Origin of the sequence: Klebsiella sp. GN_Kp190, assembly GCF_040061795.1 — a bacterium.
GTDB lineage: Bacteria > Pseudomonadota > Gammaproteobacteria > Enterobacterales > Enterobacteriaceae > Klebsiella > Klebsiella michiganensis.
In genome coordinates, this window is sequence record NZ_JBEAFN010000020.1 from 12,459 (window position 1) to 34,309 (window position 21,851).

Here is a 21,851-nt window from a genome sequence, read left to right on the forward strand (position 1 = left end):
GAGCCGCGCGTGGCGACGGTAATGAATAACGCAATGCTCGATGCCATTTTGGCTGAAGTCAGGCCGCTAATTGGTCGCGGTAAAGTGGCGGACTATATTCCGGCGCTGGCCAGCGTCAGCGGCGATAAGCTCGGCGTGGCTATCTGTACGGTCGACGGTCAGCACTACAGCGCCGGCGACGCGCACGAGCGCTTCTCTATCCAATCTATCTCGAAAGTCCTGAGCCTGGTGGTCGCGATGAACCACTATCAGGAAGAGGAGATCTGGCAGCGGGTGGGTAAAGATCCCTCCGGCCAGCCTTTCAACTCGCTGTTGCAGCTGGAAATTGAACAAGGCAAACCGCGCAACCCGTTTATTAATGCCGGGGCGCTGGTGGTCTGCGATATGCTGCAAAGTCGTCTCAGCGCGCCTCGCCAGCGGATGCTGGAAATCGTGCGTCGTCTGAGCGGTGTGGGCGATATCGCCTATGACCCGGTGGTTGCCCGCTCGGAGTTCGACCATTCGGCGCGCAATGCCGCGATAGCCTGGCTGATGAAATCCTTCGGTAATTTCCATAACGATGTCGCCACGGTGCTGCAAAACTATTTCCACTACTGTTCGCTGGAGATGAGCTGCGTAGAGCTGGCGCGCACCTTTCTGTTTCTTGCCGACCGAGGTATCGCTCCGCACCTTGAGACGCCGGTTATCGCCCCCATTCAGTCGCGGCAGGTCAACGCGCTGATGATGACCAGCGGCATGTATCAGAACGCCGGTGAGTTTGCGTGGCGCGTCGGTTTACCGGCGAAATCCGGCGTCGGCGGCGGGATTGTGGCCATCGTTCCGCAGGAGATGGCGATTGCGGTCTGGAGCCCGGAGCTCGATGACGCCGGGAACTCGCTGGCCGGGATCGCTTTACTGGAAAAACTCACTCAAAAACTGGGGAGGTCGGTATTCTGATGGTGCCCATAGAAAACCTGTTTGCCCGCCTGCAGCGCTCCACTTTTCGCTCCCGTTTTCGCCTCGGCGTGAAAGAACGGCAGTATTGTTATGATAAGGGCGCGGAGGTTATCGACCAGCACGCGGCGGACTTTATCGCCAGTCGGCTGGCCCCTGCGCAAATTCCTAACGACGGTAAGCAGACCCCGATGCGCGGACATCCGGTGTTTATCGCCCAGCATGCCACCGCGACCTGCTGTCGCGGCTGTCTGGAAAAGTGGCACGCGATCCCGCGGGGGCGCGGCCTCAGCGACGAAGAGCAGCGCTACGTGGTGCAGGTGATTCACCACTGGCTGGTGATCCAGATGAATTCGCCGGACCGCAGCAGACCGTAATTCATCGGGCGGCGGTATATGCCTGATAATTATTCTCATGATATGATGAACCGCTTACTAATTATTAACATAATAATTGCCTGAAACAATTAGACGGATAATCATGAATGTCTCCACTGTCGATTCGGTCATTCACGCTGTTTCGTGAGGAACAGCCCGTGCGTGATGCGCTGGTGTTGTTCACTTTAACGCTACTACTGCATTTCTTTGGCGCGATGCTGCGTCTGGTACAAGAATTGTCGTTCTTCTGGCCGCTGAACGCGGTAATGGCGGGGATTTTTGCGCGTTATATCTGGCTAAATCGCAGCTATTTTTACGCCGTTTGTTTTGCCGCCATGCTGGTATATGACGGTTTAACATCTCGTTGGGGAATGGGGTTCGCCTCCTTTCTGATCAACTTCTCCAATATCGTTTTTATCGTCACCCTGGCGCAGCTCATTTTGTGGGATAAGCGCCGGGCTGATTCGATGCCGGGACCGATAAATGCGCTAAGCCTGTTTTGCTACTGTCTGCTGGCGGCGCTGCTCTGCGCGGCCGTCGGGGCGCTGGGTTCGGTAGATGTGGAACGCGCCACGTTTATTCCCCAACTGGCGGACTGGTTTAGCGAACAGTTTTCGACTGCTGTGCTGATCCTGCCGTTCATTTTAACCCTCACGCTCCCTTCGGCGTTCGGGCGTTTTCGCCTGCGTCAGCTGTTACCGGCGATTGCGCTGGTGCTGTCGATTGTGCTCGGCGTGGCGGTGGGCGGGGCCGGGAGCATAACCTTCCCGTTACCGGCGCTGATTTGGTGCGCGATTCGCTATCCGCTACCGTTAACCTGCCTGTTGACCTTTATTACCGGGATTAGCGAAATTCTGCTGGTGGCGAACTCGCTTATCCATCTCTCCCCCGATACCCGGATGCAGCCGTGGCAGCTGTTTTCAACGCGCCTGGGGATTGCTGCGATGCTGATCAGCCCCATCATCGTCGCTTCCAGCGTTGAGGCGATTAATAACCTGGTCAAACAGCTGGCCCTGCGCGCTGATTTCGACTTCCAGACCCGGGTCTATTCTCGCTCCGGGCTAAGCGAAGCGTTGAAACGTCAGCCGATCGCGGAAAACGAGCTGCTCACCGTGATGGTGCTCGACATCGACGGCTTCAAGCAGGTTAACGATCGCTGGGGCCACGAGTGCGGCGATTGTATGCTGGCCCAGTTTGCGCAGCAGGTGCGGCAGCTGGTGGGTGAAGAGGGCATGGTGGCGCGTATTGGTGGGGAAGAGTTTGCCGTCGCGGCGCTGACCTCATCCGCGCGAGACGGAGTGCTGCTGGCGGAAAAAATTCGCCAGGGCATCGAGTCGCAAACCTTCACCTGGGGGCAAAACAGGATCCAGCTGACCATCAGCATGGGGCTGGAGAGCCGGGCGCCGGGTTCAGCCAGAATAACGGATCTGTTCAACCAGCTGCTCATGGTCGCCGATGATTCTATGATTCGGGCAAAAAAAGCCGGACGCAATCGTATTTTTACGCAAGAAATGGTCTGAATCGTACATAAGAAAATACGATGGTAATTCCGCTTGTGTTAAATATAAGTTAAAAACATAGTGATGTGGTCAATTTCAAGGAGTTACCTATGACCACATCCTTTTCTCTGCGCACGCTGTCGCGTGACGATATTCTTGAACACCTTCCTGAATTAACCGACATTCTCGTCAGCTGCGTCAACGGCGGGGCCTCGGTGAGCTTTATGCTGCCTTTTTCCCCGGAAACCGCGACGGCGTTCTGGCTGCGAATGGCGCAGAGCGTCGCCGCCGGTGAGCGCATTGTTCTCGCCGCAGCGGATGCGCAGCAGCGGCTTGTTGGTACGGTGCAGCTGATTACCGACCAGCCGGAAAACCAGCCGCACCGCGCCGATGTCGCCAAACTTCTGGTTCACCAAAATGCACGGCGTCAGGGGCTGGCGAATGCGCTGATGTCCCGACTGGAAGCCATCGCGCGCGAGCAGGGTAAGAGCGTTCTGGTGCTGGATACGGCGACCGGCAGCGGAGCAGAAAACTTTTATGTACAGTGTGGTTGGGAAAAAGCCGGGGAAATTCCACGCTATGCGCTGATGCCCGACGGCGAGCTGACGGCAACATCGCTGTTCTATAAATTTCTGTCATAAATTTTATATTGCATACAGCTTTGATCAAAACAGGGTTTCACTTGCGTAAAAACCTGATAACTTATTGGACCAATTACTCAGGTTGTATGACTACTCTATGAGGGAACCCTTGTGAAAACACTAAACCGTCGCGATTTCCCGGGCGCGCAGTACCCTGAACGTATCATTCAGTTTGGCGAAGGTAACTTCCTGCGCGCGTTTATCGACTGGCAGATCGATCTGCTGAACGAGCATACCGACCTGAATGCCGGGGTGGTGATCGTGCGTCCGATTGAGAGCTCATTCCCGCCGTCGCTCAGCACCCAGGATGGCCTCTACACCACGATTATTCGCGGCCTGAACGAGAAAGGGGAAGCGGTCAGCGATGCGCGTCTGATTCGCTCGGTAAACCGCGAAATCAGCGCCTATGCGGATTACGATGAACTGCTGCGGCTGGCGCACAACCCGGATATGCGGTTTGTGTTTTCCAATACCACCGAAGCGGGTATTAGCTACCACGCGGGCGACCGCTTCGACGATGCGCCTGCGGTAAGCTATCCGGCAAAACTGACCCGCCTGCTGTTTGAGCGCTACAGCCATTTCTCCGGCGCGGCGGATAAAGGCTGGGTCATCGTTCCCTGCGAGCTGATTGATTATAACGGTGAAGCGCTGCGGGAACTGGTGCTGCGCTATGCGCAGGAGTGGGCGCTGCCGGAAGCGTTTGTGGCATGGCTGGATGAAGCCAACGCTTTTTGCTCCACCCTGGTAGACCGTATTGTGACCGGCTATCCGCGCGATGAAGCCGCGCAGATTGAAGAGCAGCTGGGGTATAAAGACGGTTTCCTCGATACCGCCGAACATTTCTACCTGTTTGTCATTCAGGGGCCGAAATCCCTGGCTGCCGAGCTGCGCCTCGATAAGCTACCGCTTAATGTGCTGATTGTTGACGATATTAAACCGTACAAAGAGCGTAAAGTGGCCATTCTTAACGGCGCGCACACCGCGCTGGTGCCGGTCGCCTTCCAGGCAGGCCTGGATACCGTGGGCGAAGCGATGAACGATGCGGAAATCTGCTCATTCGTCGAGAAGGCGATTTATCAGGAGATTATTCCGGTTCTCGATCTGCCGCGCGATGAGCTGGCATCCTTCGCCAGCGCGGTAACCGGTCGTTTCCGTAACCCGTACATCAAGCATCAGCTGCTGTCTATCGCGCTGAACGGCATGACTAAATATCGTACCCGCATTCTGCCGCAGCTGCTGGCGGGCCAGAAGAAAGAGGGGACTCTCCCGACGCGCCTGACCTTTGCGCTGGCGGCGCTGATCGCCTTTTATCGCGGCGAGCGTAACGGTGAGAACTATCCGGTTCAGGATGATGCCGAATGGATGGAGAGCTATAAGGCGCTATGGGCCCAGCATCGGGATGCGCAAATCACCACCGGCGAGCTGGTAAAAGCCGTACTGTCCGTTGAATCCCACTGGGAGCAGGACCTGACGAAAGTGCCGGGTCTGGTTGATCGGGTCACGCAGGATCTGGATGCTATTCTGCGCGACGGCATGCGCGCCGCCGTTAAGCCATTATGCTGATACTCTGAATCCCGCTGACGGACGACCAGAATAGCGTCGATTGTGTCGGCCGGGTAAGGCGTTAGCCGCCGCCCGGTACTCATCCGGGCACATTCCTGAAGCGATGGAGCATCACTCTCAACCCGGCAGCTGCCGGGTTAGTTTGGCACTCTAATTAGTTACAACATACTTATGTGTTTTTTTATAAACGCAGGTCTGAAAGATTGTGCCCATTTCGTCCGGCAGCGGAAACAGGGGCAATTAAGAGAAAAAGATGAATTGTGCCCCCGGCGGTTGAACAAATTATCTGACTGGAAAATAATGGCTTATCCAAACGAGGGATGAGACCCATGGTCATTGAAATTCGTGAAGTGAGCCAGCAGGACAAAGCGCAGTGGCTACAGCTTTGGGAAGGCTATACCCGTTTCTACGGTAGCCCGCAGCCATCCGACGTCACGGAATATACCTGGCAGCGGATGCTTGATTCCGCTTCTCCCATGCTGGGCCGGGTTGCCCTGGCGGATGGCAACATCGCTGGATTTGCGATTTGTGTCCTTCACGAAGGCACCTGGGTAAAGACGCCTGTTTGCTATCTGGAAGATCTGTTTGTTGCCCCGCCGATGCGCGGAAAAGGCATCGCCAGGGCGTTGATGCAGGCGCTGCAAGCGGAAGGGAAAGAGAAAGGGTGGTCGCGGCTGTACTGGCACACTCGTACTGATAATCCGGCCCGGCGTCTGTATGATGAATTTACGCCCGCCGATGACTATGTTCGTTACCGCGTGACGCTCTGAAAATCTGAGATTAAGAAGTTATTAAGATTTCCCCTGTAAAACAGGGGAAACGACTCAGGAGTAACAAAATGGAAAAACGCATAGAGACGGTTGTGAACCTCATCATGTTTCTTTCGCTGCTGGCCACCGCATGGGATCTCTCTCTGGTACATCATCTGTCCTGGTAAACCTGGCCTACGGCGCCTGCTTCCTGCGCCGTAGCGTTCTCTCCCTCTTTTTACACTCCGATGGCGCTAGCGGCGCGCGACGATAAACAGGCGCGGAAATCGCAGTAGCACCTTTCCGTTACACTGTAACGGATAGTGCTGTTTCAGCCGCTCCAGATAGCGTCCGAGAAACGCCTGGCGCTGCTGTTCGTCAAGCGGTTGTAAAAACGGTCGCAGGCCCGTTGACTGTAGCCATTCAATAATGGCCTGGTGCGATGCCAGCGGGTGATGGTAGGTGGTGCGCCAGATATCCACCTCGCAGCCGCTGGTGGTCAGCATATCGTAATACTCCGACACATCCGGCAGCGGCTGCCGCCCACTGGCCGGATGCCCCAGCTCTTCAGCAACCTGACGCATCAGCACGTGCGAGGGCTCTTGCCAGTTCACCGGCATTTGCACCGCCAGTACGCCGTTTTTCGCAAGATTGCTGACCAGATATGGGAAAAGGCGCTGATGATCCGTGAGCCACTGCAGCGAAGCATTGGCATAAATCACGTCCGCCGGCCGCTCGGGGCGAAATGTAGCGATATCCGCCTCGACGAACCGGCAGTCCGGTAGCCGCCGGGAGGCCTCTTCCAGCATGGCCGGAGAATTATCAACGCCGATAATCGTGGCATCTGGCCAGGCATCGCGCAGCAGAGCGGTACTGTTGCCAGGTCCGCAGCCCAGATCAACGGCCAGCGTGGCGGGATGGTGGGTGATGCGGGCGAGAAGCTCGGCGGCGGGCCGCGTACGCTCAGCCCCGAATTGCAAATAAAGTGAAGGATTCCAGTCTGCCATAGCGCGCTCCGGTTAAGAGAAACTCGTTCATCAGCATAGACGGCAATGCTTATCTGGCAACTAAACAGAATCAATATGTTACTTTGTTGTGACGCTGTCACTTTTCCTTATGCAGGGTTCATCACGGCATCCCCGCCAGTGGTTGGCTACAGTAGGCGTCGCAAACCAAGGGGGATGGTCATCAAATGGCGTTAATCATTAAGGTGTTACTCGAAAACCGGCTTGGCAAGGGGCAGGACAGCCTGCTGCAGGCGAAACCCGGATTAAGCCTGCTTGTGGAGGATGAAACCAGCCGGGTGCTGTTTGATACCGGGCCAGACGGCACGTTTCTTCATAATGCGCAGCGTATGGGCGTCTCTTTATCTGACCTGACCGCCACGGTGCTCTCCCATGGACATTACGATCACTGCGGCGGGGTGCCGTGGCTGCCGGACAACAGCCGTATTATTTGTCATCCGCAGATTGGACTCACCCGCTACTCGGCGTTATCTCTCGCAGGACGCAACTGGAAAGTCAAAAAGCTGTCGCGAGACATCGACTACTCCCGCCACCGCATGGAGTACAGCCGCGAGCCGGTGGCGATCGGCGAACGACTGCTGTGGTCCGGTGAGATTACGGTCGCTCACCCGCGTGCCTATGGCCTCCTGACGGGTCAATCCCAGGGTGAGGACTATATTGTCGATGAAGGCGTCCTGATCTACCGCTCGACGCGAGGGTTAGTCATTATCTGCGGCTGCGGACATCGCGGATTGATCGATACGATTCGCCACTGTCAGAAGATCACCGGCGTCCAGCGGATACGCGCCATCATCGGCGGCCTTCACCTGCGCAGCGCGCCGCCGTGGGGGATACGTCGGCTAAAGCAGTTCTTGCGCCAGCAGAAGGTCGAGGAGGTGATGGCCTGCCACTGCACCGGTTCATGGGGGCGCTGGTGGCTAGCGGAGAGTAGCGCGCCGGCAACCGGCGATACGTTGGTGCTGGAATAATAATCGCGTTCACTTTTGCTAATTACATATAAATAACATTTTTGCTTTTTATTAAATACATTATCCGCCGGCTATACACCTTCCCCCAAGGGGAAGGTCAAATACTGATATCCCTTTTTGGTGTAAATATTTATAGAGAAACTTCATTCTATTTAACCTGGAGTTTTCTCTTTGAAATATCGTTTAATTCTTGCAGTGAGTGTGATTTAATCCAGCGGTCGTCTAATTGCGAATATCACTATGATTCAGTCACTACAGGCATTATTTAAACAAGCAACCCGGCGCCGGCTTCGTATCCGCGCAGGGCTTGTTATTGCCTGTTGGTTACTGCTCAACCTTCAGCTCGCCGTCGCGGCGCACCATGGCGGCCAGCAGCAGCCCGCGGCGCCGCAGGTGCAGATTCACCATATTGTCGATGGCATGATGAACATGCCCGGCATGGAAAACGTCGGCCAGAAAGTTATCTGTGAGAAGCACTGCGACCCCGATACCGCGCAGCCTAACTCTTTAACCTCTCTACAGCTGAACGCGCTCCCCTCCGAAACCGCGCTACTCGTGGTTTCCCCGCAGCAGGAGACCTGCGCTGAACGTATGGACTGGCGCACGCCGCCGGTCACCGGTCCGCCGGTTGAGATACGCTTCTGCCGTTTCAGGGAATAACGCACCGTTAAAAACATCCATCAGATCTGCCCGGTCTGCGGGCGACTTTATGTTTTTTTCGGAGACTTTATTATGCGTTCGACCTCTATTTTTCTGCTTATTACCAGCGTACTGACCTTTTCCTTCAGCGCATTTACCGCCAGCGCGGAAGACGCCGCGATGCACCATCACACCATGTCCTCCATGGCGGATATGCCGGAGATGAAGAAGGCGGATGATTCCGCCACGCTTTATTCGGCCAGCGGGGTCATTAAAGCCTGGCGCGACGATGCCGTCGTGATTGCCCACTCTCCGGTTACCGAGCTGAACTGGCCGGCGATGACCATGAGCTTTGCGCTCGCTGATAACCACGATAAAAAGCTGGCAGTGGGAGAGCAGGTCGATTTCACCTTCCGCCAGACCGACTCCGGCTACGCGATCGTTTCAATTACCGCGCGATAATTCCGGAGTCATTATGCACATCTTCAATAAGGCGGCCTGCGGGCTGCCGCTTTTACTATCGCTGATGTCCACCAACGGCTGGGCAACGACGCTCGCGGAGGCCCTGTCGGCGGCGGAAAACTACTCCGCCGAGCTCTCCGCCAACGATCATCAGGTTAACGCTTTGAAGAATATGGCGGATTCCGCGATGCAGCTCCCCGATCCGAAGCTGAAATTTGGTATTGAAAACGTCCCGCTGGGCGGCAATAACGCCGGCCGTCTCACCCGCGAGGGGATGACCATGCAAAGAGTTGGCGTGATGCAGGACTACGTCAGCAGTACCAAGCGTGAACGGAAAGCCGACTCCATTACCGCCGAGGCGCGCCAGACCGCCGCTAATGCCGATGTTATTCGTGCCCGGCTGCAGCGGGAAACCGCCCAGGCGTGGCTGGCGCTGGCGCTGGCGCAGAAGTCGCTGCGCTCGGTGCAGACGTTGATTAGCGAAACGTCCCGGCAAATCGACGTACAAAAGGCCGGCGTCAGCAGCGCCAGCGCCAGTCCCAGCAGCGTGCTGGACGTTCAGCTGGCGCTGAATGCGATGAAAAATGAGCAGGATAACGCCCGCCGCGATGTACAGATCGCCCAGGCACGCCTGTTGCAGCTCACCGGGAAGGAGATCCGCGATATCTCCGGCCCGCTGCCGCGCATTGAACGTCTGCCTGCCGACGAAGCCGACTTAATGGCCGGGATTAAACTTCACCCGGAAGTGATCCAGGCCGCCAGAGAAGCCGATCTGGCGAAAGCGAAATCAGGTCAGTCGGAAGTCGCGGCGATCCCCGACGTGGGCGTTGAGGTTTATTACGCCCGACGCGGTGATGATTATGACGACATGGTGGGGGTAATGTTTACCGTCGATATGCCTATTTTTCAGGGCAAACGCCAGGACAAAGACCACGCAGCGGACGTCTCCCGTACCTATGAAGCCAACGATCGGCTGACGTTATTGATGCGCGAACATCAGGCGCAGCAGTATCAGCTGATTTCGCAATATAACGCCGCGAAAGCCATTTACGATCGCCAGCAAAGCGAGGTGCTGCCGCTGCTGCGCAAGAAGGTGAGTCTCGTCAATGCCCAGTATCGGGGCGGCAGCTCCGCGCTGCCTGAGCTGCTCGCCGCCCGTCGCGATCTCCTGAGCGGAGAAATTGCCAGCAACAATGCGGAGAAAGCGCTTGCCGATGCGTGGGCCGCTATTCGCTACCTTATTCCACAGGATGTTAAATAATGAAGCTTAAATCTGCTCTTACCCTTGTGGCGCTGGCCGTCGCCCTTGCCGCCGCGGGCGGCTACTGGCTGGGTTCGCGAAGCGCGCCGATGCCCGCCGCTGGCGGCGGCCAGGCGGAAACGGGTCGCAAAGTGCTGTACTGGTATGATCCAATGGCCCCCGCTACGCGCTTTGATAAACCGGGTAAATCGCCGTTTATGGATATGGATCTGGTGCCGCGTTACGCCGATGAAGGCGCGGGAGAAGACGCCGGGGGCGTGCAGATTAGCGCCCGCCAGCAGCAAAACCTTGGCATCCGTACGGCGAACGTCTCCCGCCAGACGCTGGCGATGAAGCTCAATGCTTTTGCTACCGTGGCCATTGATGAGCGGGGCGTTGAAACGGTACCGGCGCTGGCCAGCGGTCTGATTGAGAAACTTTACGTCAACGCCTCCCAGCAGTTTGTGAAAAAGAACGAGGCGCTGGCGGAGCTGTGGATCCCGCAGTGGGCGGCGGCGCAGCAGGAGTATCTGGCGGTGAGGCGGCTGGGCGATAGCGGGCTGACCGCCGCGGCCCGCGACCGCCTGCGGCTGCAGTTTATGCCGGAAGCGGTTATCCGTAGCGTTGAGCGCAGCGGTCAACCGCAAACCCGCATGACGGTGCGCGCGCCGCACGATGGCTACGTCAGCAAGCTGGATGTGCGCACCGGCGCGCAGGTCACGACAGCCCAACCGCTGTTCGAGCTGGCCAGCCTCGATCCGGTCTGGATCGTGATTGATTACCCGCAAAGCCAGGCCAGCCTGCTGCGCGAAGGCAGTAAGGTGACAGCCACCACCGGCAGCTGGCCCGGTATGGCGTTTCAGGGAACCGTCAGCGAACTGCTTCCCGACCTCGAAGCCACCACCCGTACGTTGAAAGCCCGCGTAGTGCTGAATAATCCGCAGCATCGGCTCAAGCCGGGCATGTATTTGAACGTTGAGCTGGCTGAGGCGCAGCAGGAGAGCGCCGTTCTGGCTATTCCGGAAGAGGCATTAATTGCCACCGGCACCAGCAATCGGGTGCTGATCGCCGACGGCGAGGGGCATTTCCGTCCGGTCGAGGTGACCGCAGGGCGAACGCAGAATGGTCTGGTTGAGATTAAATCCGGCCTCGAAGCGGGCCAAAAGGTGGTGACTTCCGGGCAGTTCCTGATTGACTCCGAAGCCAGCCTGCGCAGCGCGCTGCCGCAAATGGCCGGGCAAGAGGAGGAAGCAAAAAGCTACTCAGCGCAGGGCGTTATTAAGGCCGTGAGCGATGAGGCGGTAACCATCGCGCACCAGCCGGTACCGGCGCTGAAATGGCCGGCGATGATCATGGATTTTGCTATTACGCCGCAGCTGCGGGAACAGATGCGGCCCGGCGAGTCGGTGATGTTTCACTTCGTCCTGACCGATGAAGGGGCGCGAGTCACCTCAATGATGCCGCTGAACGGCGCTAAGGAGCAGCCATGATTGCCGCCGTTATCCGCTGGTCATTGCGCAACCGCCTGCTGGTATTGCTGGCGACGCTGATTATGGCCGCCTGGGGCGTCTGGTCGGTACAGCAGGCGCCGCTGGACGCGCTGCCGGATCTCTCCGATACCCAGGTGATCATTCGCGTGAGCTATCCGGGGAAAGCGCCGCAGATTGTCGAAGATCAGGTGACCTACCCGCTGACCACCACCATGCTGTCGGTGCCGGGAGCGAAAACCGTGCGCGGCTTTTCGATGTTCGGCGATGCTTATGTCTATGTGCTGTTTGATGATGGAACGGACCCGTACTGGGCGCGCTCCCGCGTGCTGGAGTACCTGAGCCAGGTCCAGAGCAGCCTGCCGCCGGAAGCGAAAGCGTCGCTGGGGCCGGATGCCACCGGCGTCGGCTGGGTGTTTGAATATGTGCTTACCGACAAAAGCGGCCAGCATAGCCTCGGCGACCTGCGGGCGATTCAGGACTGGATCCTCAAATATGAACTGAAAACCGTGCCGGATGTTTCGGAGGTGGCCAGCGTCGGCGGAATGGTCAAAGAGTATCAGGTGATCCTTAATCCTGACCGGCTGCGGGCGCTGAACGTCACCCACGAGCAGGTGATTAGCGCGATCCAGAGCGCCAACCAGGAAGGGGGCGGTTCGGTGCTCGAGCTGGGCGAAGCCGAATATATGGTGCGCACCACCGGCTACCTGAAGTCCATCGACGACTTTAACCAGGTGGTTATCGCTGCGCGCAGCGGCGTGCCGGTGCTGCTCTCCGACGTCGCCAGCGTGCGCCGGGGACCGGCGATCCGGCGCGGCGTCGCCGAGCTCAACGGCCAGGGCGAGGTGGCGGGCGGGATTATCATTATGCGCTCGGGTAAAAACGCGCTCAGCACCATTAACGCGGTAAAGGCCAAACTGGCGGAAGTGCAAAAAAGCCTGCCCGCAGGCGTGGAGATTGTTCCGGTCTACGATCGTTCGCAGCTGATTAAAAACTCCGTCGAGACCCTGACCCATAAGCTCATTGAGGAGTTTATCGTCGTGGCGGTGGTCTGCTCGCTGTTTCTGTTCCACTTCCGCAGCGCGCTGGTGGCGATGATCACGCTGCCGCTGGGGATCCTTGGCGCGTTTATTGTGATGCACTATCAGGGCGTCAGCGCCAATATGATGTCGCTCGGCGGGATTGCGATCGCCATCGGGGCCATGGTCGATGCGGCAATCGTGATGATAGAAAATATGCATAAGGTGCTGGAGCAGTGGCGGCACGAGCACCCTGAACGCCAGCCGTCCTCCGCCGACTACTGGCAGATAGCCCAGCACGCGGCGTCGGAAGTGGGGCCTGCGCTGTTTTGCAGCCTGCTGATTATCACCCTGTCGTTTATTCCGGTGTTCACCCTCGAGGCGCAGGAGGGCAAGATGTTCTCGCCGCTGGCCTTCACCAAAACGTATTCGATGGCGGTGGCCGCCGGACTCGGGATCACCCTGGTGCCGGTGCTGATGGGCTACTTTATTCGCGGCAAAATTCCTGATGAAACCGCCAATCCGCTCAACCGCTGGCTGATTCGCGCCTATGAGCCGCTGCTGGATAAAGTTTTGCAGTGGCCGAAGGCGACGCTGGCGGCGGCGGGCCTGCTGCTGGTTGCCACGCTGTGGCCGCTGGCGCAGCTCGGCAGCGAATTTCTGCCGCAAATTGACGAGGGCGACCTGTTGTATATGCCCTCCACGCTGCCGGGGATCTCCAGCCGCGAAGCGGGACGCTTGCTGCAGCAGACCGACCGTCTGATCAAGACCATTCCTGAAGTGCAAAGCGTATTCGGCAAGGCCGGGCGGGCGGACAGCGCTACCGACCCGGCGCCGCTGACCATGCTGGAAACCACGATTCAGTTCAAGCCGAAAAGCGAATGGCGGCCCGGCATGACCATGGATAAGCTGATCGAGGAGCTCGACAATACGGTGAAGGTACCGGGGATAGCCAACGTCTGGGTACCGCCGATCCGTAATCGCCTGGACATGCTGGCGACCGGCATCAAAAGCCCGGTCGGCATCAAAGTGAACGGTAACAATCTGGCGGAGATCGAAAAGACCGCCGAAGAGATTGAGCGCATCGTGCGTAGCGTACCGGGGGTGACGTCGGCGCTGGCGGAACGCCTCGACGGCGGCCGCTATATCGATATCGCTATCGACCGGGTGAAAGCCGCCCGCTACGGCGTGTCGGTGAAGGAGCTGCAGTCAATCGTCGCCAGCGTCGTCGGCGGCGATAACATCGGCGAAACCATCGAGGGGCGAGAACGTTACCCGATCGGCGTCCGCTACCCGCGAGAAATGCGCGACTCGCTGCAAAAGCTGCGCGATCTGCCGGTAGTGACCAGCGGCGGGGCGCAGGTAGTGCTCTCGGAACTGGCGGACATCACCATTACCGACGGCCCGCCGATGCTGAAAAGCGAAAACGCCCGCCTGTCGGACTGGATCTACGTGGATATTCGCGGGCGCGACTTAAAATCCGCAGTTGATGAAATGCAGAGCGAGGTCGGCAAACGGGTCAGGCTGCCGGAAGGCATCTCGCTGACCTGGTCCGGGCAGTATGAGTACCTTGAGCGCGCCATCGCGAAGCTGAAAATCGTGCTGCCGTTTACCCTGATGATTATCTTTATCCTGCTTTACGTCACTTTCAGCCGCGTTAAAGACGCTCTGCTGATTATGGGAACTTTGCCGTTTTCGCTGATCGGCGGCGTCTGGCTGCTCTGGCTGCTGGGCTACAACCTGTCGGTAGCCGCCGCCGTGGGCTTTATTGCGCTTGCCGGCGTGGCGGCGGAGTTCGGGGTGATTATGGTGCTCTATTTGAACCAGGCGATCGCGAAACGCCGCCCCGAGCTGAACGATCGCGCGCTCAACGAGGCGATTCATGAAGGGGCCGTGCTGCGCGTGCGCCCGAAAGTGATGACCGTGGCGACAATCATGGCCGGACTGCTGCCGATTATGTGGGGAGGGGGCACCGGATCGGAGGTGATGCAGCGTATCGCCGCGCCGATGATCGGCGGGATGATCACCGCGCCGCTGCTCTCGATGCTGGTGATCCCGGCAGTCTATCTCCTGACGCACCGTAACAAACGCTAAAGTACAACGCCCGGGCCAGGCGGCTCGGGCGTGAATCAGTCGGCGTTCTTAAGATCTTCCGCGCGTTTGGCGGTGGCGTAGACAAAATCGAGCATGGGTTCAAGGTCGGTATCGTAGCCGGCCTGAATGATTTTGCCGCGCAGCCATTCGATCTCGCTGGTAATATCCGGGTGGAATATATTGTTGTCCTGCGCTTTGCGCAGCCACTTGAGCAGGAAATTATTTTTCCCGCGGACACCGCCTGATTTCTTCGATTTTGCGTGTATTTTCAGCGCCACCAGAATGCAGTAATAGAAATGAACGCGCTGATTAAAACTTTGGTGCATGTCTTTATTCCCGCCAGAATCAGGTTGCGGACGGGCATGGACCTTAAACATGCGGTCTCTGATATTCACCCGTACCACCATCGCGCCGCTTGCCGGACGCTGAAGCGATGGTGGCACGGAAGCCGAATTGCCGTCAATTATTGATTAATTTTTTACCCATATTAGCGCCGGTTATCTTTCGACGATGCTTCCTCAGGTTCGCGGTAAAGCAGCGCGTTGTTGCAGGTAAATGCGCAAAATCAAGATAAATGCCAGCGCGACCACCGCCGCCGCCAACAAATAAATAGTCTCCAGATCGTAATAACCGGCCACCCAGCCGGCGACCGGACCGGTTAATCCCAACGCCAGATCGAGAAAGGCCGAATAGGTACCCAGCGCGGTGCCCTGATTCTGTTCTTCAACCTGTTTCACCGCTTCCACGCCAAGCGCCGGGAAGACCAGCGAAAAGCCCGAGCCGGTGAGAAAGGCGCCCATTCCGGCCATCCACGCCGAGGAGGCCGACCAGATGATCAGCAGGCCGATACATTCGATCGCAAAACAGATTAACGATACCGGCACGCCGCCGTAGCGGGTAATGGTGTTGCCCAGGATCAGGCGGATGCAGATAAAACCGATGCTGAACAGGGAGAGGGTAAACGCCGCGCCTTGCCAGCTATGGGCGGAGAAGTAGAGGGTAATAAAGGTTGCGATAACCCCAAAACCGACGGTACCCAGCGCCAGCCCCAGCCCGTAGGGCCAGATTTTGCGCGCCACCACATGAAACGGCGCTCTGATCCCCGCCGTCACGCTGACGTCCTGCCGCGTACGGGCATAGAGCAGGCCAACCGCCGCCGCCAGGATCACCACGGCGGCAAATCCGCTGATGCCAAAATAGCCGTTAAGCATGACACCCAGCGGGGCGCCGACCGCCATGGCAACGTAGGTCGCCACGCCGTTCCACGAGATCACCCGCGAAGTGTGAATCGCACCGACGGTTTTGATCCCCCAAAGGGTCGCGCCGGTGGCGGTAAAACTTTCCCCGACGCCGAGGAAAATGCGCCCCACCAACAGCGCGGCAACGGCCAGCGGCGGCGAGGATTGCAGCAAGACCGCGAGCAGCGTGAAGAGACCGCTGAGCAGGCAGCAAACAATCCCCCGACTGACGACTTTTTTCGGCCCCCAGATGTCGGTGTAGCGGCCCGCATGCGGGCGGCTGATCAGGGTTGAGATGTACTGAAGGCTGATGACCACGCCGGCGATAAAGGGGCTATAGCCCAGCTGATAGTGGATATAGCCCGGCAGTACGGCGAGCGGCAGGCCAATAGAGAGATAGCAGATACAGGTAAAAACAACGATAGAAATAATACGCAGATTAAGCTGAGTGGTGCAGGCGGAAGTGGTCATAACGCGAAGTATTGAAAACCAAAGGGAAGCTAAGCATAGCGCAGCGCCGTCGGGCGCAACGAGCAGAGCATGCGTTTTCTCAATGATTCAGGCAAACGCACTAAAAATAGTCATGAGAAAAGAGGATTCTGGGCAAGTCGTGCGCGGCAGAGTATAAAATCTGTTAACGCATCACGGATAATGACAGGAGAGAGTATGGAATACGATTTAGACGGTATGGATGTGCTTTTTGTCGCCGGCTTTGGGCCGATAACGCAATCGACGCCGGCCAGCAGGGAGTTTTATGTGGCTGCGCTGGGCCTGCCGCTAAAACCGATGCCCGGTAACGAAGAGTATCTGCTGACCGAACATGACGCCATCGGCGGGGTAAAACATTTTGCCCTGTGGCCGCTGGCGCAGGCGGCGCGCTCCTGCTTTGACGCCGATCTCTGGCCTGACTATCTGCCGGTGCCGCAGGCGTGGGTCGAGTTTGAAGTGCGCGATATCAACACCGCCACCGACGCGCTGAAGGCCAGAGGCTATCGTCTGCTGGTGGACAACCGCATTGAGCCGTGGGGGCAAACCGTCACGCGGCTGCTGAGCCCGGAAGGGCTGCTGACAGGGATTACCGTGACCCCGTGGCTGCGCGAGGACAAAGCCTAATGGCATGCATGAGCCGCCCATCATCCCCTGCGATCGGCAGGGTGATGGAATGCTGATTTATGACGTATTCGGGCGCCATATTGGCGTCCAGCGCCAGGGCGAACGCTGGCTACTTTTCCGCGTCGATCTGAACGAGCAGAAATGTTCGCCGCTGCGTGGGATCATCATCCCGGACGATCTCCCGGAGGCGGAAATTCCCGGCTGGCTGGGCGATATTTTTCACGAAGCGGCAAGCCCGCGCCATCCTGACGTCCGGCTTATGGAGTAGCGTCTATGGCCAGCTTCTGTTTTGCAGCACCACGCGATAACCGTCGCCGTCGACAAAGGTTTTACCGTTCACATTCCAGTACGGATTGAACGCGCTGACCGGCGCAAAACCGGCGGTCAGCATTTTCGCACACTGTTCCCGCCATTCCGCGGCTTCCGGGTAATAAAGCACCAGCAAATCTTCCTCGCCCGGAGAGGGCTTCACCGGAAGATGATGGCAGAGGGTGAATTCAAGATGCCAGCCGAGATCGCGGCGTCCGATCATTACGCCGCTAAAGCCGTCATGATCGGCAAACTGCGCGATTTGCTCCAGCCCAAGGCCTGTGCAGTACATGTGGCAACTGAGTGAAAGGTCGGTGACCGGCCTGGCGATGCGGATAGCGTTAAGCGTCATAACAGCCTGTATCGATAAAGGTTTGGTCGATTGACTGTATCCGCTTTTGCGGCGGCCATTTGTCACAAAGAGCTTTTAACGCGCCCGGCAAAGCGAATTTATTCGATTGTCTCTGCGGCGGGTTTTATCTAGAATCTTCGCTTTCGGAGAGAGAAAATGTCCGTTGCTGATTCCCTTCTTGCTTACTCTTTTGCTGCCCTGTTGCTCACCCTTACCCCAGGCCTGGATACCGCTTTAATCCTGCGAACCGCTACCGTTGAAGGCGGAAAAAAAGCCTTTCAGGCGGCGCTGGGCATTGATACGGGATGTTTTATCTGGGGGGCTGCGGTCGCCTTCGGTCTTGGGGCGCTACTGGCGGCATCGGAGCTGGCTTATGACCTGCTCAAATGGTGCGGGGCCGCCTATTTATGCTGGCTGGGCATTCAGTTAATTCTCAAGCCGCGCGGCCATTTTGTTCATCAGGACAGGGCGGCGGCGCCGGCAAGTAACTGGTTTTTAAAAGGGATGATGGGCAATGTGCTCAATCCGAAAATGGGGATCTTTTACGTCTCTTTCCTGCCGCAGTTTATTCCGACCGGCCACTCGCCCATCGTCTGGACGTTCCTGCTGGTCGCCATCCATGTGGCGATCGGGACGCTCTGGTCGTTAACGCTAATCCTGACCAGCCGCTCTGCCGCTCGGCTATTAAAGACGCCGCTATTTATTCGGTGGATGGACCGCGCAACCGGCGGCCTCTTTATGTTATTTGCTGCCAGACTGGCTTTTAGCCACCGTTAAATCCCTCTGGACAAGGATGTCCAGCGCCTCACTCCACATTTCGTTACTCGCCGAAGCATCCCCCGGCCGTTGCCGTAAAGTTTCTCCCCGCAGGCCGGGCGCTGCCGCATGGCGCTGCTTGCGCATCGTGGCAAGCGAAATCATAATAAATAAAGAATGATTGTTATTTATGATTCTTTATTTGAGAATAATAATGGAGGGGAGTGGGTGAACGTTTTTGCAACCAGGCCGGAATGGAAGGCCTTTCTGCTGGCGCTGGCCGGTTCGGTCGTGCTGATCGTTGGCATGGGCTATGGCCGGTTTGCCTATACCGGGATCCTGCCGCTGATGCTCAATGAGCAGCTGCTGACGCTGCGTGAAGGTAATCTTGCCGCTTCGGCGAACTATGCCGGCTATCTGGCCGGCGCGCTGCTGCTGGCGAAAGCCAGGCCCGCGGACGCCAGGTGGCTAAGCCTGCTTTCCGCACTGTTGACGCTGGTGTGCCTGGCCTTACTGGCGTTCCTGGTTTCCCCCCTGGCGATTATTGTGGTGCGCGGAATTGCCGGATTACTCAGCGCGGTGACGCTGATCGCCGCCTCCCTCTGGCTTCTGCAGCATATGAAGCACCCTAACGGCGCGCCGGTGCTTTTTTCTGGCGTCGGAATGGGGATATTCTTGTCGGCGGAATTTATCTCCCTGGGGAAGGCGCTGGCGCTCTCCAGCCAGCAGATATGGCTGATATGCGCGATAAGCTCTGGCGTGCTTTTTGTTCTCGCGCTGCGTCTGCTGCTGAGCCCCGCCGACTACCTTATCGCTTATCAACCCGCCGCGACCGCACACCGCGAGGAGGGCGAGGGGCGGGGGCGGGAGGCGTGGAAACTGCTGCTGATTTATGGCCTGGCCGGCTTCGGCTACATTATTACCGCCACCTATCTTCCGCTGTTTCTCAGCGGTTCGCTGAACGTTATCGATCCGGTGCAGATCTGGGCCATTTTCGGCCTCGCCGCCGTTCCCTCCTGCTTTATCTGGCACCGGCTGGTCATCAAGCTCGGCTACCGACGCGCGTTTACCCTTAATTTGCTGATTCAGGCAATCGGCGTCATTCTCCCGGCGTGGAGCCATGCGTTACCGTTTTGCATATTGAGCGCGCTGCTGGTGGGTTGCACCTTTTTGGGCACCGTGACCATCGCGCTGTCCGAGGGGCGGCGGCTTAATCATCTGGTTTCGTTCAATATGATTGCCGCCATGACCGCGACCTACGGCATCGGGCAAATCGTCGGCCCGCTGGTTGCCGGAACGCTGTATGACCGCAGCGGGTCGTTTAATCCTTCGCTGAGCGCGGCCGCCATTGCGCTGCTGGCTGCCGCCGCGCTGGTGGCGGCAGGGGCGGGGCGAGCGTCAAAGGTCGGAGGCTGACTCCAGAAGCTGGCGCATTTTCTCGAGAGCGGGGGACGCGTAGCCTTTGCGCCAGATAAGCTGGGTGATCGCCTGGCCAACCGGCCGCAGCTGGCTGGCTTCGGGCAGCGTCAGGGTATCGAGCACGCTCTGCGGCACGATACCGGCATAGCCGCCGGAGGCGACGCAGGCGAGCATCGCGTGATAGGAGCCGACGTCCTGGATCTCGCTCTCCACCTCCTCTGAATGCGCCAGAAACGCTTCGCCTATCGTCCGGTAGGTACAGCCCTGCGCAAAGGCGGCAAAGCGAAAGCGCTGTGGGCTGGCGGGAAGCACCAGCAGCAGCTGTTCTTTAAAGATGGATACGTACTCCAGGTCATCGGGCGGAGGCGTTCCCTGCGGCAGGCTCACCAGCGCGCAATCCAGCGCGGCGTCCAGCACCTGTTGGGTCAGCTGACGGGTGGGCTGGGTTTTGAGGGTGAGCGTCACCTCCGGGCACAGCGCGCGAAACCGGGGAAGCAGCGGCGGCAGGCGGCTGGCGGCGGTGGCGTCCATCGCCCCCATGCGTAAATTGCCGCCCGGCGTCGCCGGATGCAGCGCCTGTCTGGCCTCTTCGGCCAGGCTGAGGATCTTCAGCGCGTAGCCCAAAAAATGTTCACCGGCGGGGGACAGCAGCATCCTTTTATTGCCGCGGGCAAACAGCTCCACGCCCAGCTCCTCTTCCAGCTGGTGAATGCGGGTGGTGATATTGGACTGGGCGCGCCCCAGCCGCTTTGCCGCGCGGGTGACGCTGCGCTCTTGCGCCACCGTTTTAAAAATCTCTAATGTGGTGTGGTTCATATTTTTATTCTTAATTTGAAAATAATGTTGATCTTATCATCTCTAAAAGAGATTTTAATGGCCCGAACGCACAAATTTCAACAGGGCAAACCATGAGCAACAGGCTTACGCAGCAGCTTGATATTGATTACCCCATTATTCAGGCGCCGATGGCCGGCGTGTCGACGCCGGAACTGGCGGCAGCGGTCAGCGGGGCCGGCGCGCTCGGCTCGCTGGGACTGGGCTCGTCAACCGTAGAGCAGGCTGAAACGCTGATTAACCGGACCCGGCGCTTAACCACCCGTCCGTTTAACGTCAATCTGTTTTGCCACGCCCCGGCGGTAAGGGATCCGCAGCGTGAAGCCCGGTGGCTGGCGCGGTTGCGCCCGGAATTTGCGCGCTTTGGCAGCTTGCCGCCGGAGACGCTGGCGGAAATTTATCTCAGTTTTCAGCAGCAGCCGCGGATGGCCGAGCTGCTGCTCGACCTGACTCCGGCGGCGGTGAGCTTTCATTTTGGCGTGCCGGATCGTGAAACCCTTCGCCGACTGCGGGAAAAGGGGATCGTCACTCTGGCGAGCGCGACCAGCGTGGCAGAGGCGCTGCTGGCCGTAGAGCAGGGAATCGATATGGTGGTGGCGCAGGGCTACGAGGCCGGCGGCCATCGCGGCATCTTTGATCCGCTGGCGCCCGACGGGCAGATGAGCACCTTTACTCTGGTTCAGACGATAAGACGGCATACCGATATACCGCTTATCGCCGCTGGCGGCGTGATGGACGGCGCGGGAATTAACAGCGTAATGAACCTGGGCGCAGACGGGGCGCAGCTAGGGACGGCGTTTCTGCTGTGCCCGGAATCGTCCACGGATGGCGGATACCGTGAGGCCCTTAAAAGCGCATCTGACGGGCAAACGGTTTTAACCTCGGTCATTTCCGGACGCCCGGCGAGATGTCTGGTTAACGGCTGGCGTGAAATAAACGATCCGCCGCTGATTCCGGCTTATCCCGTGGCTTACGACGCCGGAAAGGCGCTGGCATCGGCGGCGAAAGCGCAGGGAGATCGTCAGTACGGTGCGCACTGGGCCGGGCAGGGAGTGAGCCTGATTCGCGAGCTGCCGGCAGCGGAGCTGATACGCACCCTGGCGCGCGAAAGCGGGTTTTAATCGCGGATGGCGC

The 21,851-nt window shown here is 58.3% G+C and carries 22 protein-coding genes; 17 read left to right on the top strand and 5 right to left on the bottom strand.

All coding sequences use genetic code 11. From position 1 onward, the window contains the following. Positions 1–9: 9 nt before the first annotated feature. From glsB to ABLU67_RS13600, 6 genes are all read left to right on the top strand, one after another. The gene (gene glsB, locus ABLU67_RS13575) at positions 10–936 is read left to right on the top strand and encodes a glutaminase B (protein WP_014229486.1); all 927 of its coding nucleotides are present in this window, start codon (positions 10–12) and stop codon (positions 934–936) included. Further along, on the top strand, positions 936–1,310 hold the full coding sequence (locus ABLU67_RS13580; protein ID WP_004851158.1) for a DUF4186 domain-containing protein: 375 nt from the start codon (positions 936–938) through the stop codon (positions 1,308–1,310). Before glsB ends, ABLU67_RS13580 begins: the two co-directional genes overlap by 1 nt. A gap of 107 nt (positions 1,311–1,417) precedes the next feature. After that, entirely contained in the window at positions 1,418–2,830 is a 1,413-nt protein-coding gene (locus ABLU67_RS13585) for a GGDEF domain-containing protein (protein ID WP_004851155.1), read from the top strand. Positions 2,831–2,919: 89 nt separating this feature from the next. Next, a complete protein-coding gene (locus ABLU67_RS13590; RefSeq protein WP_004851153.1) occupies positions 2,920–3,450 on the top strand; it encodes a GNAT family N-acetyltransferase in 531 nt (176 codons plus the stop codon). A gap of 111 nt (positions 3,451–3,561) precedes the next feature. Then, on the top strand, positions 3,562–5,013 hold the full coding sequence (locus ABLU67_RS13595) for a tagaturonate reductase (RefSeq protein ID WP_048263407.1): 1,452 nt from the start codon (positions 3,562–3,564) through the stop codon (positions 5,011–5,013). Between the two features lie 329 nt (positions 5,014–5,342). Further along, positions 5,343–5,783 (top strand): GNAT family N-acetyltransferase, encoded by a 441-nt coding sequence (locus ABLU67_RS13600; RefSeq protein WP_025105746.1) that lies wholly within the window; start codon positions 5,343–5,345, stop codon positions 5,781–5,783. A 233-nt stretch (positions 5,784–6,016) separates the two neighbouring features. Here ABLU67_RS13600 and tam read toward each other — a convergent pair whose 3' ends face one another. Next, entirely contained in the window at positions 6,017–6,769 is a 753-nt protein-coding gene (tam, locus tag ABLU67_RS13605) for a trans-aconitate 2-methyltransferase (protein ID WP_187228215.1), read from the bottom strand. A gap of 185 nt (positions 6,770–6,954) precedes the next feature. On the opposite strand from tam, the gene ABLU67_RS13610 reads away from it, so the two are divergent. The 6 genes from ABLU67_RS13610 to ABLU67_RS13635 all read left to right on the top strand — a co-directional run bounded on the left by ABLU67_RS13610 (position 6,955) and on the right by ABLU67_RS13635 (position 14,696). Next, the gene (locus tag ABLU67_RS13610; RefSeq protein ID WP_143439715.1) at positions 6,955–7,755 is read left to right on the top strand and encodes an MBL fold metallo-hydrolase; all 801 of its coding nucleotides are present in this window, start codon (positions 6,955–6,957) and stop codon (positions 7,753–7,755) included. Between the two features lie 240 nt (positions 7,756–7,995). Further along, positions 7,996–8,415, top strand: a complete 420-nt coding sequence (locus ABLU67_RS13615) for a hypothetical protein (protein WP_004851141.1) — start codon at positions 7,996–7,998, stop codon at positions 8,413–8,415. A 72-nt stretch (positions 8,416–8,487) separates the two neighbouring features. Then, positions 8,488–8,856, top strand: a complete 369-nt coding sequence (locus ABLU67_RS13620) for a copper-binding protein (RefSeq protein ID WP_014229479.1) — start codon at positions 8,488–8,490, stop codon at positions 8,854–8,856. Between the two features lie 13 nt (positions 8,857–8,869). Continuing rightward, positions 8,870–10,117 carry a TolC family protein gene (locus ABLU67_RS13625; protein ID WP_064381076.1) on the top strand — a complete coding sequence of 416 codons (1,248 nt, stop codon included), beginning with the start codon at positions 8,870–8,872 and terminating at the stop codon, positions 10,115–10,117. Continuing rightward, positions 10,117–11,586, top strand: coding sequence for an efflux RND transporter periplasmic adaptor subunit (locus ABLU67_RS13630; RefSeq protein ID WP_348852338.1), 1,470 nt, complete (start codon positions 10,117–10,119; stop codon positions 11,584–11,586). The genes ABLU67_RS13625 and ABLU67_RS13630 overlap by 1 nt, the downstream gene beginning before the upstream one ends. After that, on the top strand, positions 11,583–14,696 hold the full coding sequence (locus ABLU67_RS13635; RefSeq protein WP_049103881.1) for an efflux RND transporter permease subunit: 3,114 nt from the start codon (positions 11,583–11,585) through the stop codon (positions 14,694–14,696). Before ABLU67_RS13630 ends, ABLU67_RS13635 begins: the two co-directional genes overlap by 4 nt. Before the next feature lie 35 nt (positions 14,697–14,731). Here the strand turns inward: ABLU67_RS13635 and ABLU67_RS13640 are convergent, their stop codons facing one another. Both ABLU67_RS13640 and ABLU67_RS13645 read right to left on the bottom strand, forming a co-directional pair. Then, positions 14,732–15,022 carry a hypothetical protein gene (locus tag ABLU67_RS13640; RefSeq protein WP_025105740.1) on the bottom strand — a complete coding sequence of 97 codons (291 nt, stop codon included), beginning with the start codon at positions 15,020–15,022 and terminating at the stop codon, positions 14,732–14,734. A gap of 192 nt (positions 15,023–15,214) precedes the next feature. Then, complete coding sequence (locus tag ABLU67_RS13645) at positions 15,215–16,405, bottom strand: MFS transporter (RefSeq protein WP_032719162.1); 1,191 nt, start codon at positions 16,403–16,405, stop codon at positions 15,215–15,217. Between the two features lie 195 nt (positions 16,406–16,600). On the opposite strand from ABLU67_RS13645, the gene ABLU67_RS13650 reads away from it, so the two are divergent. Together ABLU67_RS13650 and ABLU67_RS13655 are read left to right on the top strand one after the other, a co-directional pair. Continuing rightward, positions 16,601–17,047 (top strand): hypothetical protein, encoded by a 447-nt coding sequence (locus tag ABLU67_RS13650; RefSeq protein WP_064378169.1) that lies wholly within the window; start codon positions 16,601–16,603, stop codon positions 17,045–17,047. Positions 17,048–17,096: 49 nt separating this feature from the next. Continuing rightward, positions 17,097–17,315, top strand: coding sequence for a hypothetical protein (locus tag ABLU67_RS13655; RefSeq protein ID WP_025105738.1), 219 nt, complete (start codon positions 17,097–17,099; stop codon positions 17,313–17,315). A 3-nt stretch (positions 17,316–17,318) separates the two neighbouring features. Here the strand turns inward: ABLU67_RS13655 and ABLU67_RS13660 are convergent, their stop codons facing one another. Beyond that, on the bottom strand, positions 17,319–17,708 hold the full coding sequence (locus tag ABLU67_RS13660) for a VOC family protein (RefSeq protein ID WP_064357376.1): 390 nt from the start codon (positions 17,706–17,708) through the stop codon (positions 17,319–17,321). A 156-nt stretch (positions 17,709–17,864) separates the two neighbouring features. On the opposite strand from ABLU67_RS13660, the gene ABLU67_RS13665 reads away from it, so the two are divergent. Then, positions 17,865–18,485, top strand: coding sequence for a LysE family translocator (locus ABLU67_RS13665; RefSeq protein ID WP_064357378.1), 621 nt, complete (start codon positions 17,865–17,867; stop codon positions 18,483–18,485). Between the two features lie 207 nt (positions 18,486–18,692). Next, the gene (locus ABLU67_RS13670; protein WP_049080278.1) at positions 18,693–19,880 is read left to right on the top strand and encodes a YbfB/YjiJ family MFS transporter; all 1,188 of its coding nucleotides are present in this window, start codon (positions 18,693–18,695) and stop codon (positions 19,878–19,880) included. On the opposite strand, the gene ABLU67_RS13675 is transcribed toward ABLU67_RS13670, so the two are convergent. After that, the gene (locus tag ABLU67_RS13675; RefSeq protein WP_116280541.1) at positions 19,863–20,699 is read right to left on the bottom strand and encodes a LysR substrate-binding domain-containing protein; all 837 of its coding nucleotides are present in this window, start codon (positions 20,697–20,699) and stop codon (positions 19,863–19,865) included. The two genes, ABLU67_RS13670 and ABLU67_RS13675, sit on opposite strands and share 18 nt — an antisense overlap. Before the next feature lie 92 nt (positions 20,700–20,791). On the opposite strand from ABLU67_RS13675, the gene ABLU67_RS13680 reads away from it, so the two are divergent. Beyond that, positions 20,792–21,838 (top strand): nitronate monooxygenase, encoded by a 1,047-nt coding sequence (locus ABLU67_RS13680; protein WP_348852339.1) that lies wholly within the window; start codon positions 20,792–20,794, stop codon positions 21,836–21,838. Positions 21,839–21,851: the final 13 nt, after the last annotated feature.